The organism is Bacillus cereus group sp. BfR-BA-01355 (genome assembly GCF_022663675.1).
GTDB classification, from domain to species: Bacteria; Bacillota; Bacilli; order Bacillales; family Bacillaceae_G; genus Bacillus_A; species Bacillus_A thuringiensis_S.
In genome coordinates this window covers 1-16,925 of sequence record NZ_JAKUFY010000010.1, presented here as the reverse complement: position 1 = coordinate 16,925, position 16,925 = coordinate 1, and the positions used below count along the sequence as shown (strand labels likewise).

The following is a 16,925-nucleotide window of genomic DNA, read 5'->3' as shown; positions in this document are numbered from 1 at the left end:
AATTATGAAACAAAGTTTACAAACAGCTTTTTCTTGTTCTTCTTTTCTTCTCTCCTATCCTGAACTAGGGTGGAGAGAAGCTTTAACTGAATTGCAAGAAGAGGTTGAAACAATAGAACAGGAAGACGTTAAAGCGTCACTTACAGGCTTTATAAAGCAAGCGCTAGATAAAACGAATGATCAACTCATTGATAGTTACGTATATACATTCGATTTTGGGAAGAAAACAAATATGTATCTTACTTATATGAACACTGGTGACCAAAGAGAAAGAGGTATTGAATTACTAGAGTTAAAACAACATTATAAAAAATCAGGTTTTAGCGTAACAGATAAAGAACTACCTGACTATTTACCACTTTTACTTGAGTTTTTTGCAAATGCAAATGAGCAAGACAGTGAACCAATTATGAGTAAATACACGGAAAATATACAAGCATTACATGTTCAATTAAAAGAAGCGGGTAGTATGTATGAACCAATTCTTGCGTCTGTGCTACTCGCTATCGAAACATGGGGTATACAGACAAATTAGAAAGGAGCGTTGTCAAAATGATGGATCAATTTCTTTGGATATTGTTTCCCTATATCATTTTTGCGATCTTTATCGGTGGACATATTTTTAGATACAACTATGATCAATTTGGATGGACATCAAAATCTAGTGAACTATTAGAAAAGAAGATGCTCCGGGTCGGAAGTCTATTATTCCACTTTGGGATCATGTTCGTAATTGGCGGCCATGTTATGGGGATTTTAATTCCAGAAGCTGTATATCGTTCAATAGGTATTTCTGAGCATATGTATCATGTAGTAGCAATTAGTTTTGGGCTTCCGGCAGGTATTGCTTCTATTATCGGTTTAATTATATTAACGTACCGCCGTGTAACAGTAAAGCGTATCATTGCAACGAGTACAAAGGGAGATTATATTGCGCTTATTTTATTACTTATCGTAATGCTAGCAGGACTTTCTTCAACATTTTTAAATATAGATTCAAAAGGATTTGATTATCGTACAACGATTGGCCCTTGGTTCCGAAGTCTCTTTATTCTCCAACCGAAAGTTGAATATATGATGGAAGTACCAGTATGGTTTAAAATTCATATTCTTGCAGGAATGGGTTTATTCGCAGTATGGCCATTTACAAGACTTGTACATGTATTTAGTGCCCCAATTAAATATGTAAGCCGTAGTTATGTAATTTACAGAAGACGTATTCCTAATGAGTTGAAAAAATAATACTGCTGTAAACGGATAGGAGCTAATGGTTAAAACGAAACGAGGTCTAATATGGAAGGCCTCGTTTTTGTTTATATAGGGAATAACCGTTAATAAGTAGCTTAAATTGAAAAAAGATTAGCATCTAAATAAGATGCTAATCAATGCTACAAACAGAGGTAGAGCAATCTTCACAAGCAATTTCACATTTTAAAAATTGTAAATCGTGGATTGTAATCTTTCCTTTATGAATAGAAATTGTACCTTGCTTTTTTAATTCATTTAACATTCGATTTACACTTTCACGTGAAGTTGCACAGAAATTAGCAAGTTCTTGATTCGTTAATGGTAAATCGATGAGAATCCCATTTTCTTTTAATACACCGTAACTATTTGTCATTCGTATAAGAGTAGAATACAGGGCACCTTTTTTGCCGTGTAATACTAAATCTCGGAACTTCGTTTGCATTCTTCTTAAATGTTCACTAATCCATTTCATAAATTCAAATACAAGTGCGGGTTTTTGGAGCAATGCTTTTTCTAAGGTTTCACGCTTTATAACCCCTACTTCAACATCTTCAAGGCATTTTGAATTTAATAAATACTTCGCATTGTCCGTGAATAATGTTAATTCTCCAATAATGTCGTATGCCGAACAAATACGGAGTGTTAATTCTTGCCCGTCAGCACTTAATTTACTAATTTGTACTTTTCCTGAGTGGATGATATAGAGCTCTGTTGCCTCCATACCTTCTTGAAAAATAAAACTACCTTTTTTAATTTGCATTTTATATTCAACAGATGCAAGTAATTCTTTTAAATCTTGAGATAATGTCATACTGTTTGCCACAGTGATCACCTTTCTTCTTATAAGCAATACATTTCCTATTTTGAGTGTAAGTATGATGAAAATGCAAGAGCTATTTTAAAAATACATTGAAATTTCAATGACCGTAAGGGGGAAGTGATTTTCAATTTTTAGTTTGAAAAATTCAATAGACAAAGTGGATGAGATTAAAGATGTGAACAAAATTCGAACGGATTTGTGAAGAATTTTTGAATGGGGAAAGTAATGTGAGAAAAGTCACATTGAATATGTAGCTTCTTTTTTATAATGAAGGCAAATAAAAAAATGAAAGCTTACTAAGGATTACAGCAGAAAAGAAGGGATATAGATGCACGAGAACATGAAAGATTCTTTAGAACGGCCACTTCAAGATTTACGTATTTCAGTTATTGATCGTTGTAATTTTAGGTGTACATACTGTATGCCTGCTGAAGTGTTCGGACCTGATTACGCTTTTTTACAGGAAGAGCTTTTATTAACGTTTGATGAAATAGAAAGATTAGCGAGATTATTTATAAGTCTGGGAGTCAATAAAATTAGGCTTACTGGCGGTGAACCGTTATTGCGTAAAGACTTACCGATGTTAATTGCAAGACTTGCAAAGCTAGAAGGCTTAAAAGATATTGGACTCACAACAAACGGTATTCATTTAGCAAAACAAGCAAAGGCGTTAAAAGAAGCGGGATTAAAACGTGTAAATATTAGTTTAGATGCGATAGAGGATTATGTCTTCAAAAAAATTAATGGACGAAATGTAAATACAAAACCTGTACTGAAAGGAATTGAAGCAGCAAAGGCTGCTGGATTAGAAGTAAAGGTAAATATGGTCGTAAAAAAAGGAATGAATGATAGTCAAATTCTTCGTATGGCTCGTTATTTTAAAGAACAAGCCATTCAGCTCCGTTTTATAGAGTTTATGGATGTGGGCAGTACAAACGACTGGAACTTTGAACAAGTTATTACGAAGGAACAATTAATAGAGAAGATTAATCGCGTATATCCAGTTGAGCCCGCTCAGCCTCGTTACTTTGGAGAAGTTGCGAAATTGTATCGATATGTAGGGAGCGATGCAGAAGTTGGGTTTATTACTTCAGTATCTGAGTCATTTTGTTCTTCTTGTACGAGAGCTCGTATCTCGGCAGACGGCAAGTTTTTCACGTGTCTATTTGGAACGAAAGGAACGGATTTGCGAACGCTTCTTCGAGGAAATATTTCTGATGCATCACTATTAAAAATTTTACAACATACATGGCGATATAGAACAGATCGATATTCAGATGAAAGAACGGCGGAAAGTACAAATCAACGTCCAAAAGTTGAAATGTCCTACATTGGCGGATAGTGAGAGGAGGATTCCCTATGCAAGAGCGATATGCAAGGCAAATATTGTTTTCTGGAATTGGTGAAATAGGACAAAGAAAAATAAGAGAAAAGCATGTGCTCCTAATTGGTGCAGGTGCATTAGGAGCTGCGAATGCAGAAACACTCGTTAGGATGGGAATTGGGAAATTGACAATCGCTGACCGTGACTACGTGGAATGGAGTAATTTACAGCGGCAACAGTTATACATAGAAGAAGATGCGCAGCAATGCAAACCGAAAGCAATTGCAGCGGCAGAACATGTAAGGAAGATTAATTCTGAAGTAAAAATTGTACCAGTTGTAACGGATGTCACAATGCAAGAAATAGAAGAGTTAACAAAAGAAGTGGATCTCATCATAGATGCGACTGACAATTTCGATACGCGCCTACTTATAAATGACATTTCACAAAAAGAAAATATACCTTGGATATATGGTGGATGCATTGGAAGTTACGGTGTAACGTATACAATTCTTCCTGGGAAAACACCATGTTTTCGCTGTCTAATGGATCATCCTATGGGCGGTGCAACATGCGATACAGCCGGAATCATTCAGCCAGCTGTACAAATGGTCGTTGCTCACCAAGTAACAGAGGCGATGAAAATATTGGTGGATGATTATGAGTCGTTAAGAGGAACGATGTTATCATTTGATATTTGGAACAATCAATATCTTTCATTAAAAGTAAATAGACAGAAAAAAAGTACATGTCCATCTTGTGGGAAATCACGAACGTATCCAAGTCTAACATTTGAAGCGCAGATGAAAACGGAAGTGCTATGCGGACGGAATACAGTTCAAATCCGTTCAGGAATAAAGAGAGATCTTAATTTAAACGAAATTCAAAAACGATTACAAAAAAGTGTACATGTCCAAAAAACGCCTTACTTACTATCATTTCTAATTGATGAATATCGTTTCGTTTTATTTACAGACGGTAGGGCATTTATTCATGGAACAAATGATGTGAAAATAGCAAAACGATTATACGCAAAATATATAGGATGAACAGAAAGAGCGTTGCCCCTTATTAAAACGAGGTGAAAAAGAATGTTAGAAAAACGTATACCAATTCCGGTGGCAGAAGCAGTGGCACGTGTAATGAAATACGCTCATCAAGGTGAAATAGAAAAGGTTTCTCTTATAGAAAGTTACGGAAGAATTCTTGGAGAAGATGTTATTGCAGATCATGATGTCCCTCACTTTGATCGCTCTCCATACGACGGGTTTGCGATTCGAGCAGAAGATACAAAAGAAGCGAGTAGTAGTAACCCCATTCAGTTTGAAGTGATTGGCGAAATTGGAGCAGGTTTTGTTTTTCCAGAAGAAGTGAAACCATTTCAAACTGTCCGTATTATGACAGGTGCCGCAATTCCAGCCGGATGTAATGCAGTTGTTATGTTAGAGCTAACTGAAGGATTTGAAGAAAGTGAAAAGACTTATATGAAATTGAAACGCTCCTTTATTGCTGGGGATAACATTTCTTTTAAAGGTGAAGATGTAAAACAAAATACCATCCTTGTGAAAAAAGGGACTGTTATTAACCCTGGAGTAGTGGCGCTTCTTTCTACGTTTGGTTATAGTACCGTTTACGTTGTAAAACAGCCGGTTATCGGAATTGTAACGACAGGAAGCGAACTGCTTGAAGTACATGAACAATTAAAGCCAGGGAAGATTCGAAATAGTAACTCCTATATGATAGCTGCTCAAGTTGAACGAGCGGGCGGAGTTGTACAGTATTATGGACAATTCGCTGACGATTTTGAGACGTGTTATAACACTGTGAAAAAAGCGATAAAAGAAGTCGATATTTTAATTACAACTGGTGGCGTTTCGGTAGGAGACTATGACTATTTACCTGCTATTTATGAGGAATTACGAGCTAATGTGCTTTTCAACAAAATAGCGATGCGACCAGGAAGTGTGACAACTGTAGCTGAGCTAGAAGGAAAACTATTATTTGGTCTATCTGGTAATCCTTCAGCTTGTTATGTCGGTTGTGAATTATATGTTCGGCCAGTCATTGGAACATATTTGCATAGAAAAGATTCGCACGTATATCGTACAGAGGCAATATTACAGAAAGACTTTCTGAAAGCAAACCCATTTACTCGTTTTGTACGAGGGAAAGTGGAAATTGTAGATGGAACATTGCAAGCTACACCAGTTGGTTTAGACAAATCTAGTGCAATTTCTTCACTTGCAGGGGCGAATGCATGTATCGTCCTGCCGGGAGGAACGAGAGGATTTAAAGCAGGAATAACTGTCTCGGTACTGTTATTAGAATCAAGCGCCGGAAGTGAGTGGCCGTGGGAAGAACCACTTCGATCATACAAATAATAGAAAAATAGATTGCTAACTTATACAAAGATAAGAGGTGCAAGATGGCACATACGTATTATGAAGTAATTGATACACCTATTTCAATTGAAGAAGTTACAAACAAAGTAATTCGTCGTGAATGTGGCGCAGTTGCGACTTTCATTGGTACTGTTAGAGAATTTACGAAAGGCCGTCGTACGCTATATTTAGAGTATGTAGCATATAAGTCAATGGCGGAGAAACAGCTTAAGAGAATTGGCACCGAAGTAGGAGAGATGTGGCCTGGGACAAATGTCGCCATTACACATCGCATTGGTACATTACAAATTTCTGATCTTGCTGTTGTCGTCGCTGTTTCTACACCACACCGGAAAGCTGCCTATGAGGCGAACGAATATATTATGGAGCGTATAAAACAAATTGTTCCAATATGGAAGAAAGAGTTTTGGAAAGATGGTGAGTCATGGATAGGTGATCAGTTAGAGAAGGTAGCGTATGCAAATGGTGAGCCTGGAAAGGAGATGAGAATATGATTGAAGTACTATTATTTGCACATTTACAAGAAGAAGTAAGTAAGTCAGCATTACACATAGATTGTGAAAATATTACGGTTGCTGAACTAAAGGAAGTCCTTATTACGAAATACAACGTAGCAATTTCAAGTGAGATAATGGTCGCTATAAATGAAGAGTATGCAAATGAGGATGATATCATTCAAACTGGCGATGTCATAGCAATGATTCCGCCAGTAAGTGGTGGTTGATTCTTTTCAGCCTAATCATGTTAGGACGTGATTAGGCTGGAGGGAATGAATATAACTATGCATACATAGGAGGGAACAGGATGAAAGGTCCTAATTTTCAATTAAGTTTACAAACTTCTAATCTAGTTATCGGTTTTATGGTATGGGTTATTTTATCATCATTAATGCCTTATATTAAAGCGGATATTCCATTAACTGCGGGACAAATTTCTATGGTAACAGCAGTACCGGTTATTTTAGGTTCTGTTCTTCGTATTCCAATTGGCTATTGGACAAATCGTTTCGGAGCAAGAAAATTATTCTTTATTAGTTTTATTCTATTATTATTTCCTGTCTTTTATATTAGTGTTGCCAATTCTATGATGGATTTAATTATTGGTGGATTATTTGTAGGAATTGGTGGAGCTGTATTCTCAGTAGGGGTAACTTCTTTACCAAAATACTTTCCGAAAGAGAGCCACGGTTTTGTAAATGGTATTTACGGTGTCGGTAACGCCGGAACAGCAATCACTTCGTTTTTAGCACCTGTTATCGCAACTTCAGTTGGTTGGAGAACGACAGTACAATGTTATTTAGTTTTACTTGCAGCATTTGCACTTATGAACTTTTTATTAGGTGATCGTAAGGAGAAAAAGGTGAATACACCATTAATGGAACAAATAAAAGGTGTATATAAAAATGAAAAACTTTGGTTTTTATGTATCTTTTACTTTTTAACATTCGGATCATTTGTCGCATTTACAGTATACTTACCAAACTTTTTAGTATCTCACTTCGGATTAGAAAAAGTAGATGCAGGTATGCGGACAGCCGGATTCATTGTACTCGCAACAATTATGCGCCCGATTGGTGGTTGGCTCGGTGATAAGTTTAATCCATTTAAAATATTAATCTTCGTATTTATCGGTTTAACACTTTCAGGTATTATTTTATCATTTATGCCTAGTATGAACGTGTATACATTTGGTTGCCTACTAGTCGCATTTTGTGCAGGGATTGGAAATGGTACAATCTTCAAACTCGTTCCAATGTACTTCTCAGAACAAGCCGGTATTGTAAATGGGCTCGTTTCAGCTTTAGGCGGACTAGGAGGATTCTTCCCGCCACTAATTTTAACATTACTATTCCAATTAACAGGTCATTATGCAATTGGATTTATGGCGTTATCAGAAGTCGCACTTGCTTGTTTAATCATTACAGTATGGATGTATAGCCAAGAGAAATTGTTAGTGATGTTAAAGAATCATTAATAAGGAAAAAGAACCGTCCCAAAGTATTTTGGGATGGTTCTTTTAGTAATAGGCTTCAACATGTTTTTATTGCTATCTCAACAAACGCTTGTTTTCTATAAGAATGTGCTTTTAAAATGAAAAACAGAAGGTTGATGGAATTTTATTTTAAAATATAGATGTCAAAAGTTATTTAATTAAAGGGCAGATTAGTTAAGGAAATCTTAAATCTATTCTAAAGATCGAACTCATTTTTAGAATGCAAATATTTAATTGAATCGGAATGTTTAGATGAAAAAAAATATAAGTCCACTCAAGATAAACAAGTATCAGGTGTGTTAGGTGACTCAAGCGACAAGTATGGAATTGATGTAAGTATTCTTCGCATAGTAACTGCAGTATCAGATTTTTTTAGGGCAAGATTTTTTGGTAAGGCTAACGGATATTGTGAAAAAAGTACACTTAAACTAAAGAATACAGTTTAGTTCAATAAGATAAAGTTATGAATTTGTATAAATAATCTATAATTTTCTTTATGAGTCATATTTGATATGTTAAAGAAAAGAGAGCGTTTAATCCAACTAAAATATATGTAGAATGAGGTTTTAAATGATTATTTTTATTATATTAGACGTAATATTACCAATATTAATATTGCTGCTAATTGGTGCAATTTTACAAAGGAAGTTCCAATTTAACTTAAAGCAGCTATCTACACTTATTACTTATTGCTTGATGCCAGCGGCTGTATTTATGAATATATATGATATTAGTATAGAGACAGGTTTGTTGCTCCAGATAATATACTATTTAATGCTTTATAGTTTGAGTCTGATCATAGTAAGTCATTTCATTTCAAAAACATTAAAGTTAGAAAAAGGAGAAAGTGCAGCTCTAAAAAATAGTATTTCGTTAATGAATTCCGGTAATTATGGATTACCAGTAAGTCAATTGATTTTTAGTCACAATCCAGTGGGGGTTTCCATTCAAATTTTTATTGTGATTTTCCAGAATCTTTTAACTTATTCATATGGGATATATAACTTACTATCAGCAACAAAAACAATCGGAAGTATTATTCAATCATTTCTAAGACTGCCTGTACTTCATGCGCTTGTATTAGGGGTTCTCTTTCAATCTTTTAAAATTCAAATACCTAATTCTATCTTTCTACCTCTTAATCAGCTTGCGAATAGTTTTGTTGCAATAGCAATCATATTGCTAGGAGCGCAATTATCTAACATTAAGCTTAATTTTTTCCATCGAGTCATAACATGGGCTTTAATTGGAAGGTTACTGATAGGACCATTATTAGCACTTGCCATGATCTATCTACTAAACATTGATGGTATTGTTGCACAATCATTATTTATTGCAAGTTCTTTTCCTACTTCAAGAAATACATCAACCATTGCTATGGAGTATCAAATAGAGCCTGAACTACATGCACAAATCGTTTTATTTTCAACACTTTTCAGCATTGTTACAGTAACTGTCGTTATTTATTTGTCATATATTTTGTTTTGAATATACGTGCAAAAACGAATAGATTTGAGGCGGTAAATGATGGACGGAAATCCCATCGATATGAGAAGAAAACAGTCTTAGATATATTGGGTGTCGTTTACAATTGTACCATGTCTGATAATCAAGCAGTTTAATTCAAAAAAAGGAAACGCATTAGGGGTTATTTCGGATGCAAATCTTTAAAGCATCTACATATAGACTTGCGAAAAAAGACACAATTTCGCTTATAATTGACGTTACATGAGCTTAGTTTGATAGCGATGGGGTGGGAGTGTCAAGTAAGAATTTTTTCTTTATTGATTTTATGCGGTTTTTCCGCAAAATTGTAACTAAGGAGGGATTCCAAGTTGAGTAAACAGAATATCAGCACAACAGTTTCAGGAGATATAATTGTTACCCATCTAGTTGGAAATATAAAAACAGATGATGTGTATGAATGGTTTAATGGTTTTGAGCAGGTTTGTCAGCAATTCATTTCTGAAGGGCGGAAATACAAATTGTTGGTGGATAGAAAAGGATACACGCCAAATCATTTTTCTGTTCAAAAAGTATGGAAAGAGAAGTTCTTCAATGAAATCATTTTGAATAACAGTAAGGCAATTGCATTACTCCTTGAAGAGGGGGAGATAATGGATTATTTACAACAATCTAATACGAAAGAATCTGTGAGATTTTTTGATGATTATGAACAAGCGCTAATTTGGTTGAATGAATATCCAATATAAAACCTGTATTGAAGCAGTTGCTCTCAAGCAACTGCTTTTTTTGTCCGTAATTGTTGCCGCTATTTTTCTTCACAGATTCTTGTCCAATTGTTTGTCTGATCCTAAAAAGCGAAACTAAAGCAAAAGGAACAAACGCCTCTAAAAAACGTTTGTTCAAAGTTAATTACTATTTTAGCTAAGTGATAGATTACATTTTATGAGTACGAGAAAGCTTGTTTATAAGTTTAGGAAATATAGATGTTAGTTCCTGCTTCAAATGCTTCGTAAACGATGGATCTTTACCTGAAGTTGAAATAGTGACAACATATTCATCATGTCGGATGACACCAGGTGTGTGAAACGATGATTTTGTACCATCACTTACGACGTTAACCCACTGGAAATCATGGGCGGCCTGTTTGACCATCATATTTACAGCATGTTGATTTGTAGCTGCATAAATAAGATGAGCATCTTTAATATCATTATTACTAAAAGCTTTTTGCTTCCAAGTAATATAAGGAAGTTCCTTCATTTCCTCGCAAATTTCTGGGCTGATAACGGTGACAAAAGCGCCTGTATCCTTTAATCCGGACGCTTTTCGATATGCGATTTTACCACCACCAACTATAACGACCACTTTTTTATTTAAATTAAACATAAGAGGGTACATGTTATACATATATGCATTCCTCCATTTGTTCTAATAATGTTAACTTCATGTATCTATCAAACTGAAGACAGTTACAAGTTGTAACGTGATCGTATTTTTTTGCATGCAATTTAATTTTTTGAAGTAATAATCCGGTAAAGAGAAGGTACGGCATGACATATACATGGGATGAAGTCGATGTTATAGCCTTGAGCTCAGCAGTAAAAGAGGGAGTTCCTTTCGTTAAAAAGGAGCACGATACTGGCATACTGAGTTTTCGTTCGACGACTGCTCCGATTTGTTGTAATTCATGTAACGGCTGTGGATCACTACTGCCTCTCCCTACGAGTAAAACACTACTACCTTGCATTGGCATAGTTTCACGTATTCTTTTTACTACAAGTTCAACCATATGTGGATGTGTACTAAAAGGTTGTACAACTGAAAATGTTATATGTGGATATTGCTTTTGTATTTTCTCTATCTCAAAAGGAATATCACGTTTATAGTGAGCTGCTGCAAATAATAAAACAGGTACAATCATTATTGCAGTTGCACCCTCTAGTATTGCTTCTGTAACTGCATCCGAAATGGTAGGTGTCGTTAGTTCTAGGAAAGCTATTTTTTGAATCCGTTCGTTACGTTCTTTTATAACAGATTGAATAAAGTGAATGAATTGTTCGTTACCTTTTTGCAAGCGGCTCCCGTGTCCAACATATACAATTCCTTTCATCGTACCACCAAATCTTTCTTCATAATCATGTCTTGTAATTGCTCATCTACATTATGAAAACCGACTTTATTCGCATAGTGTAAAGTTGGAACGTCGGTATACGAGAATGGGAGAGTAAGAATATTGATAAAGCCTAGGCGTTTTATTTCTGCTAGAAACGTATCAATAGAAGCACGACCTTCAAATACAATGCTGTCCCATGAGAATTCAGAAAGCATACGGGAATGAATTTCATCGAAGCGATGATCAATTGTGTACTCATGAGTCATCATATAGGAACCAGCACCAATTTTTTCTTGAATAACAGCAATTCGGTTAATGTTTCGTCCTAAATAAATCGTTGAATTCGAAGAAAATTGCGCAGGTTTACTTAACAATCCATATTGCATAAGCTTTTCTTGAATAGAAAGGTTCATATACTGAAGCTCTGCCTGTAAGGAGCGAATATCTTTATGATATTTACTACATGATTGCACTAAGATGTCTACACTCTCAGCGGAACAAAATACAAGACGATCAACGTTAAAAATCTTATTAATTTGTTCAAAGGTTAATGTGTATTCTTTCTTTTGGAAAATTGGAATTTGATATATTTCTGCACCGGACTCTTGTAACATTTGCTTTATTGCGCTTTTTTTATTTGTTGCAGATGCAAGTAAAACTTTCTTGCCGTGCAATGGTTTACGTTCTTTCCAAGCAATTTGATTCCGTAAAGTAACAACATCACCAACAATTGTCATAGAAGGGTTAGAAATATTTTCGTCTTTGACGATAGAAACAATGGTGGACAGTGTCCCTGTGACTACACGTTGTTTACCAGTTGTACCCCATTCAATGACGGCTACTGGTGTATCTTTTTTCTTTCCTGCTTGTAGTAAGTTTTCACAAATTGTAGGTAAGTTTTTTATACCCATGTAGTAGGCGATCGTGTCGCTATTATAGGATGAATTATATTTTCCATGATCGGTTAAAGGGCCTTTTGCATGCCCAGTTAATAAAGTGATGCTATTACTGTAGTTACGGTGGGTGAGGGGGATACCTGCATAGCTACTAGCGGCGATGCTAGATGTAATACCTGGTACGATTTCATATGGAACGTTCGCTGCTGCTAAAGTTTCTGCTTCTTCACCAACGCGGCCAAAAATAGATGGATCTCCGCCCTTTAATCGGACAACGATTTTTCCTTCTTGTGCGAATTGAAGGAGGTGGGCGTTAATCATTTCTTGTCGCATAATATGATTCTTTGGCATTTTGCCGCAATACATAAGTTCACATGTTTCTTTTGTATAACTAAGAAAGAAAGGGTTTAATAAACGGTCATATAAAACGATATCTGCACGCTTTAAACAATCTATCGCTTTCTTTGTAATAAGCCCTTCATCACCTGGTCCTGCACCAACTAAATATACATATCCGTTCATAATCGCACCTCTTCTATTTTTATGTAAAAGGAAGCCAGAGGAGGCTTCCTTTCGTAAATTACATGTTTATATAAATGTCACCATCAATAACTTCTACTTCGTATGTTTGGATACAGCCGTCATCAGGTTTTTGCACTTCACCTGTTAGTAATGAAATTTTCCAATCATGCAGTGGACAAAAGACGAATTCTCCAGATACAATTCCTTCTGCTAACGGTCCGTTTTTATGAGGACAACGATTTTCTACAGCTCGAATATCTCCATTTGAAAGGCGGAATAGGGCGATAGACATACCATTCATTTGCACCTCTTTACCGATTTGAATAGGAAGGTCTTCCGCACGCATAACTTTTATTTTTTCTTTCGTTTGTATCATATAGATCACAGCTCCTTATTTCACAGTTTCTACTTCATACATCGCTTTTAATGATTTCGTTTCTAGTGCTTGTCCCCATGCTTCTTTATATGTGCCACGAGCTTTTTGGAAACGTTCATTTAACTTAGTGACCATATTTGCATCTTGCAGTATTTCTTTTATGTGATCGAAGCCTAAACGTTCTGTCCAGTAGGCAGTACGCTCTCCATAAATACCAGTTTCACGATAATATTGCATATAAGCTGTAGCGATGCGAAGGACATCATCTTCAGTAGGGACAATCATTACAAAATCAGCTTCGCGTACTTCCGTACCACCATTTCCGCCAATATAAAGTTGGTATCCATTTTCGACACAAACAACGCCAAAATCTTTCGTCAGTACTTCCGCACAGTTACGCGGACAGCCCGTTACACCCATCTTCATTTTATGAGGTGTATCTACCATTTCTAATGATTGTTCAAGCAACATACCAAGTCCTAATGAATCTTTCGTACCGAAACGGCAGAAGCGAGAACCAACACATGATTTTACATTACGAAGCGATTTTGAATATGCATATCCCGAAGTCATATGTAAGTCAGCCCATACGTTAGGTAAATCTTGCTTCTTAACACCATATAAGCCGATTCGGCTTGCACCTGTAATTTTCACAAGAGGAACATCGTACTTTTTCGCAACTTCAGCAATTTTCATTAAATCATCAGCTGTTGTAACGCCTCCGTACATGCGTGGAATAACAGAGAATGTACCATCGTGCTGGATGTTACCATTCATTCTTTCATTAACGAAACGGGACGATTTATCATCTTCATATTCTTCTGGAATCGCCATACGTAAATAGTAGTTTAAAGCAGGACGACATTTTGAACAGCCTTCTTCATGTATAAAACCAAGAACATTTCGTACTTCTTTTGGAGATTTTAAGCCTTTCTCGTGAATGGCCGCTACGACTTCATCACGGGATAAAGTTGTACATCCACACATACCGGCAGATTGCGCTGAGGCATCAAAAGCATCTCCAAGTGTATGAGATAAAACTTGTTCCACAAGCGGACGGCATTTACCACAAGAACCTGCGGCTTTCGTACAGCCCTTAACTTCTTCAAAAGTCGTTAACTCTTGTTCTAAAATGGCGTGAACGATTGTACCTTTCGTAACACCATTACATCCGCAAATCGTGTCATCCGCACTCATTGTAGCAACGTCAAGTACACTTTCTTCACCAGCTTTGTGGAGAAGGGAAGCGGTTGTATATTCTTGTATATCCTCTTCTTTCTTTAACATGCTAAAGAGGCGTGTACCGTCAGCTGTGTCACCATATAAAACGATACCGACGACTTTATTGTCACGAATTAATACTTTTTTATAGGAACGTTTACATTCATCAAAGATGGATATTGCTTTCGTTTGGTCATCTTCATAAATTTGGCCAGCAGAGAATAAATCACAACCTGCAACTTTTAATTGCGTACCGACGATACTGCCCGTATATCCATCAGTTTGTAAATTCGTTATATGTTTTGCTAATATCGCACCTTGTTCATAAAGAGGAGCAACAAGTCCATATGCGATACCGTCATGTTCTGCACATTCTCCAACTGCATAAATGGATTCATCATTTGTTAGCATATAGTCATTGACTACAATACCGCGATTTACAATTAAACCAGCATCTTTTGCTATTTGCGTATTTGGGCGTATTCCGACAGCCATTACGATTAAATCACAATCTACAACTTCACCATCTTCAAATTGAATGCCCTCAACATGGTCTGTACCAAGAATTTTTACAGTTTTCTTTTCCATTAGAAATTGCATGCCTTGCGCTTCTAAATCTTCGCGTAATAGAGAAGCTGCTTTGGCATCTAGTTGTTGCTCCATTAAGCTTGGCATTAAATGAACGACATATACGTCCATTCCTAAATCAATAAGACCTCTTGCAGCTTCTAAGCCAAGTAATCCACCACCAATGACAACAGCCTTTTTCTTTTCATTAGCGGTATCAATCATAAATTGTGTATCTTCAATAGTTCGAAATCCTGTTACGCCAGGAAGAGTAGAACCTTCAACGGGCAAAATAAAAGCACTAGAACCTGTTGCGATAATTAGTTTGTCATATGTAAGAGTACGATTTTTTTCTGTGATAATTATTTTTTCTTCTCGGTTAATACTTTGAACCCTTTCATCTGTATACAAAGTTATTTCATTTTCCTCATACCAACTATATTCATTCATAATGATATCTTGCATATTTGTTTTGCCTTGTAAAACATGAGAGAGCATAATGCGATTGTAGTTTGGATGTGGTTCATCTCCAAAAATAGTAATCTCATATGAATCACTATCATGTTTTAATATTTCTTCCATACAACGTATGCCAGCCATACCATTTCCGATCATAACTAAACGTTTTTTCATTTTCGTTTCCCCTTTTTATGTGAAGTGTTGAACAAAGGATTATATTTCTATTATAGAAAATTTAAAAAGAGGGAGATGTGATATTTATCACATTTTTACAATGATTCACAAATTGTTAAAATTCGGACTTATTCGAGAGGGATGTGTATATTCTTTACCAAATGAAAAAACAGGACATAAGTATTTACACTCATGTCCTGCACTTAATTTACACTCTCGTAATTGCACGTGGAAATAAAATGTTATTTTCTAAATGAATATGCTCAAATAAATCAGACTCTAGTGCTTCAAGGCGTTGGTAAACAAGTCGATAAGTGCCGCAAGCTCCTTCTGGAGGAGTAAAGTCATTTGTAACTTTACGAAGCTCTTTAATAATGTTGCCTGCGTGGTTATGTTCATTTTCCAACTCATCTACTACTTTACGTAACTTCACATAGTTTTCTTCAGTTGGATTTTGTTCAAATTCTAAAATTAATGGAAAATCTTCTGTTTCTTCTTTAATTAAATGTTGTTCTAGTTCCATCTTTAGTTCATGAAATAGCTTATGAATTTGAGCTAAATGAGGCTGACTTGCCCCATGAACACGTAATACTTTTGTCACATACGGACTTAATTGTGGCAACTCTTCATTTAAATAGCGATGATGCTTATTTATAACATAATCAATCAATTCGCGATAAGAAGCATTTTTCCAATCAATTTCAGATTCATTTAATCGTTTCATATTATTATAAAGCGTATTTAACTCTGTAAGCACTTCAGTAGCTGATAAATTTCTTTCATGAATTGCATCAATAAGCGGTTTATTGCCACCACAACAAAAATCTATTCTATATGATTTAAAAAGATCACTAGCTTTCGGGAATTGTGTAACGATCTCACCGACAATAGAAGTTTCAGTAAATGTATGTTTCATATGAACGCCTCCATAAAGTTTGAATGTAATTACTAAATTAAGAATAGCGATAAATGAAAATCAATGTGGTGATTGAAATCACTTATTATGTGTCATTTTTGAGAATAATAGTATGAAATTTATTTAAGAACACATCTAAATAAGAGAAAGGGATATTAAATGTAAGGCATTACAGTAAAAAAAGAAGCTTTTACTAAGCTTCTTTTTTATTACTATTATTCGCATGCAACTCCATCGCCGTCTCTATCTAGTTTACGACTATATCCTGGTTGATCTTTATATAGAGGAGCTTTCCCCGCAGCTCTAACTGCATCACAATTTTTGTAATATGCACTACTAGTATTTCCTGAGGTAGGTTGTGTTTGAGTTTGCTGTGCTTTTTGCTCTTCTTGTTGCTTACGAGCTTGTTCATCAGCCTGACGTTTTTG

At 35.7% G+C, this 16,925-nt stretch carries 18 protein-coding genes and 1 pseudogene; 11 read left to right on the top strand and 8 right to left on the bottom strand.

The genetic code is table 11. The features are described 5' to 3' along the window. Positions 1–4: 4 nt before the first annotated feature. Both narJ and narI read left to right on the top strand, forming a co-directional pair. Positions 5–535, top strand: coding sequence for a nitrate reductase molybdenum cofactor assembly chaperone (gene narJ, locus MR167_RS05315; RefSeq protein WP_242314132.1), 531 nt, complete (start codon positions 5–7; stop codon positions 533–535). Positions 536–552: 17 nt separating this feature from the next. Beyond that, positions 553–1,242 (top strand): respiratory nitrate reductase subunit gamma, encoded by a 690-nt coding sequence (gene narI / locus MR167_RS05310; RefSeq protein ID WP_242314130.1) that lies wholly within the window; start codon positions 553–555, stop codon positions 1,240–1,242. A 136-nt stretch (positions 1,243–1,378) separates the two neighbouring features. On the opposite strand, the gene MR167_RS05305 is transcribed toward narI, so the two are convergent. After that, on the bottom strand, positions 1,379–2,071 hold the full coding sequence (locus MR167_RS05305; protein ID WP_000013864.1) for a Crp/Fnr family transcriptional regulator: 693 nt from the start codon (positions 2,069–2,071) through the stop codon (positions 1,379–1,381). Positions 2,072–2,396: 325 nt separating this feature from the next. Here MR167_RS05305 and moaA point away from each other — a divergent pair, with 325 nt between their 5' ends. The 9 genes and pseudogenes from moaA to MR167_RS05260 all read left to right on the top strand — a co-directional run bounded on the left by moaA (position 2,397) and on the right by MR167_RS05260 (position 9,999). Next, the gene (gene moaA, locus MR167_RS05300) at positions 2,397–3,410 is read left to right on the top strand and encodes a GTP 3',8-cyclase MoaA (protein WP_242314128.1); all 1,014 of its coding nucleotides are present in this window, start codon (positions 2,397–2,399) and stop codon (positions 3,408–3,410) included. A 17-nt stretch (positions 3,411–3,427) separates the two neighbouring features. Further along, entirely contained in the window at positions 3,428–4,441 is a 1,014-nt protein-coding gene (locus MR167_RS05295; protein ID WP_242314126.1) for a molybdopterin-synthase adenylyltransferase MoeB, read from the top strand. 42 nt (positions 4,442–4,483) lie between these two features. After that, positions 4,484–5,773, top strand: a complete 1,290-nt coding sequence (locus MR167_RS05290; RefSeq protein WP_000890797.1) for a molybdopterin molybdotransferase MoeA — start codon at positions 4,484–4,486, stop codon at positions 5,771–5,773. Between the two features lie 44 nt (positions 5,774–5,817). Beyond that, entirely contained in the window at positions 5,818–6,288 is a 471-nt protein-coding gene (locus MR167_RS05285) for a molybdenum cofactor biosynthesis protein MoaE (protein WP_000951544.1), read from the top strand. Further along, a complete protein-coding gene (gene moaD, locus MR167_RS05280) occupies positions 6,285–6,518 on the top strand; it encodes a molybdopterin converting factor subunit 1 (RefSeq protein ID WP_000573685.1) in 234 nt (77 codons plus the stop codon). The genes MR167_RS05285 and moaD overlap by 4 nt, the downstream gene beginning before the upstream one ends. Before the next feature lie 80 nt (positions 6,519–6,598). Next, positions 6,599–7,768, top strand: coding sequence for a nitrate transporter NarK (gene narK / locus MR167_RS05275; RefSeq protein ID WP_000678170.1), 1,170 nt, complete (start codon positions 6,599–6,601; stop codon positions 7,766–7,768). A gap of 251 nt (positions 7,769–8,019) precedes the next feature. Continuing rightward, positions 8,020–8,172, top strand: a pseudogene (locus tag MR167_RS33640) (PspC domain-containing protein); the annotation flags it as partial. Between the two features lie 184 nt (positions 8,173–8,356). Beyond that, on the top strand, positions 8,357–9,274 hold the full coding sequence (locus MR167_RS05265; RefSeq protein ID WP_000583193.1) for an AEC family transporter: 918 nt from the start codon (positions 8,357–8,359) through the stop codon (positions 9,272–9,274). 347 nt (positions 9,275–9,621) lie between these two features. Then, a complete protein-coding gene (locus tag MR167_RS05260; RefSeq protein WP_242314124.1) occupies positions 9,622–9,999 on the top strand; it encodes an STAS/SEC14 domain-containing protein in 378 nt (125 codons plus the stop codon). Between the two features lie 187 nt (positions 10,000–10,186). On the opposite strand, the gene MR167_RS05255 is transcribed toward MR167_RS05260, so the two are convergent. The 7 genes from MR167_RS05255 to MR167_RS05225 form a co-directional block, all read right to left on the bottom strand. After that, a complete protein-coding gene (locus MR167_RS05255) occupies positions 10,187–10,660 on the bottom strand; it encodes a precorrin-2 dehydrogenase (protein ID WP_000282583.1) in 474 nt (157 codons plus the stop codon). Then, positions 10,653–11,363: a sirohydrochlorin chelatase gene (locus MR167_RS05250; protein WP_242314123.1), complete on the bottom strand. Its 711-nt coding sequence runs from the start codon at positions 11,361–11,363 to the stop codon at positions 10,653–10,655. The genes MR167_RS05255 and MR167_RS05250 overlap by 8 nt, the downstream gene beginning before the upstream one ends. Then, positions 11,360–12,784, bottom strand: coding sequence for a uroporphyrin-III C-methyltransferase (locus MR167_RS05245; RefSeq protein WP_242314121.1), 1,425 nt, complete (start codon positions 12,782–12,784; stop codon positions 11,360–11,362). The genes MR167_RS05250 and MR167_RS05245 overlap by 4 nt, the downstream gene beginning before the upstream one ends. 58 nt (positions 12,785–12,842) lie before the next feature. Then, entirely contained in the window at positions 12,843–13,160 is a 318-nt protein-coding gene (nirD, locus tag MR167_RS05240) for a nitrite reductase small subunit NirD (RefSeq protein WP_000616697.1), read from the bottom strand. Between the two features lie 15 nt (positions 13,161–13,175). Next, positions 13,176–15,581: an NADPH-nitrite reductase large subunit gene (gene nirB / locus MR167_RS05235; RefSeq protein WP_000746934.1), complete on the bottom strand. Its 2,406-nt coding sequence runs from the start codon at positions 15,579–15,581 to the stop codon at positions 13,176–13,178. Between the two features lie 208 nt (positions 15,582–15,789). Continuing rightward, the gene (ric, locus tag MR167_RS05230; RefSeq protein ID WP_000683171.1) at positions 15,790–16,497 is read right to left on the bottom strand and encodes an iron-sulfur cluster repair di-iron protein; all 708 of its coding nucleotides are present in this window, start codon (positions 16,495–16,497) and stop codon (positions 15,790–15,792) included. Positions 16,498–16,712: 215 nt separating this feature from the next. Then, the coding region (locus MR167_RS05225; protein WP_242314118.1) for an excalibur calcium-binding domain-containing protein at positions 16,713–16,925 on the bottom strand (213 nt) is incomplete at its 5' end.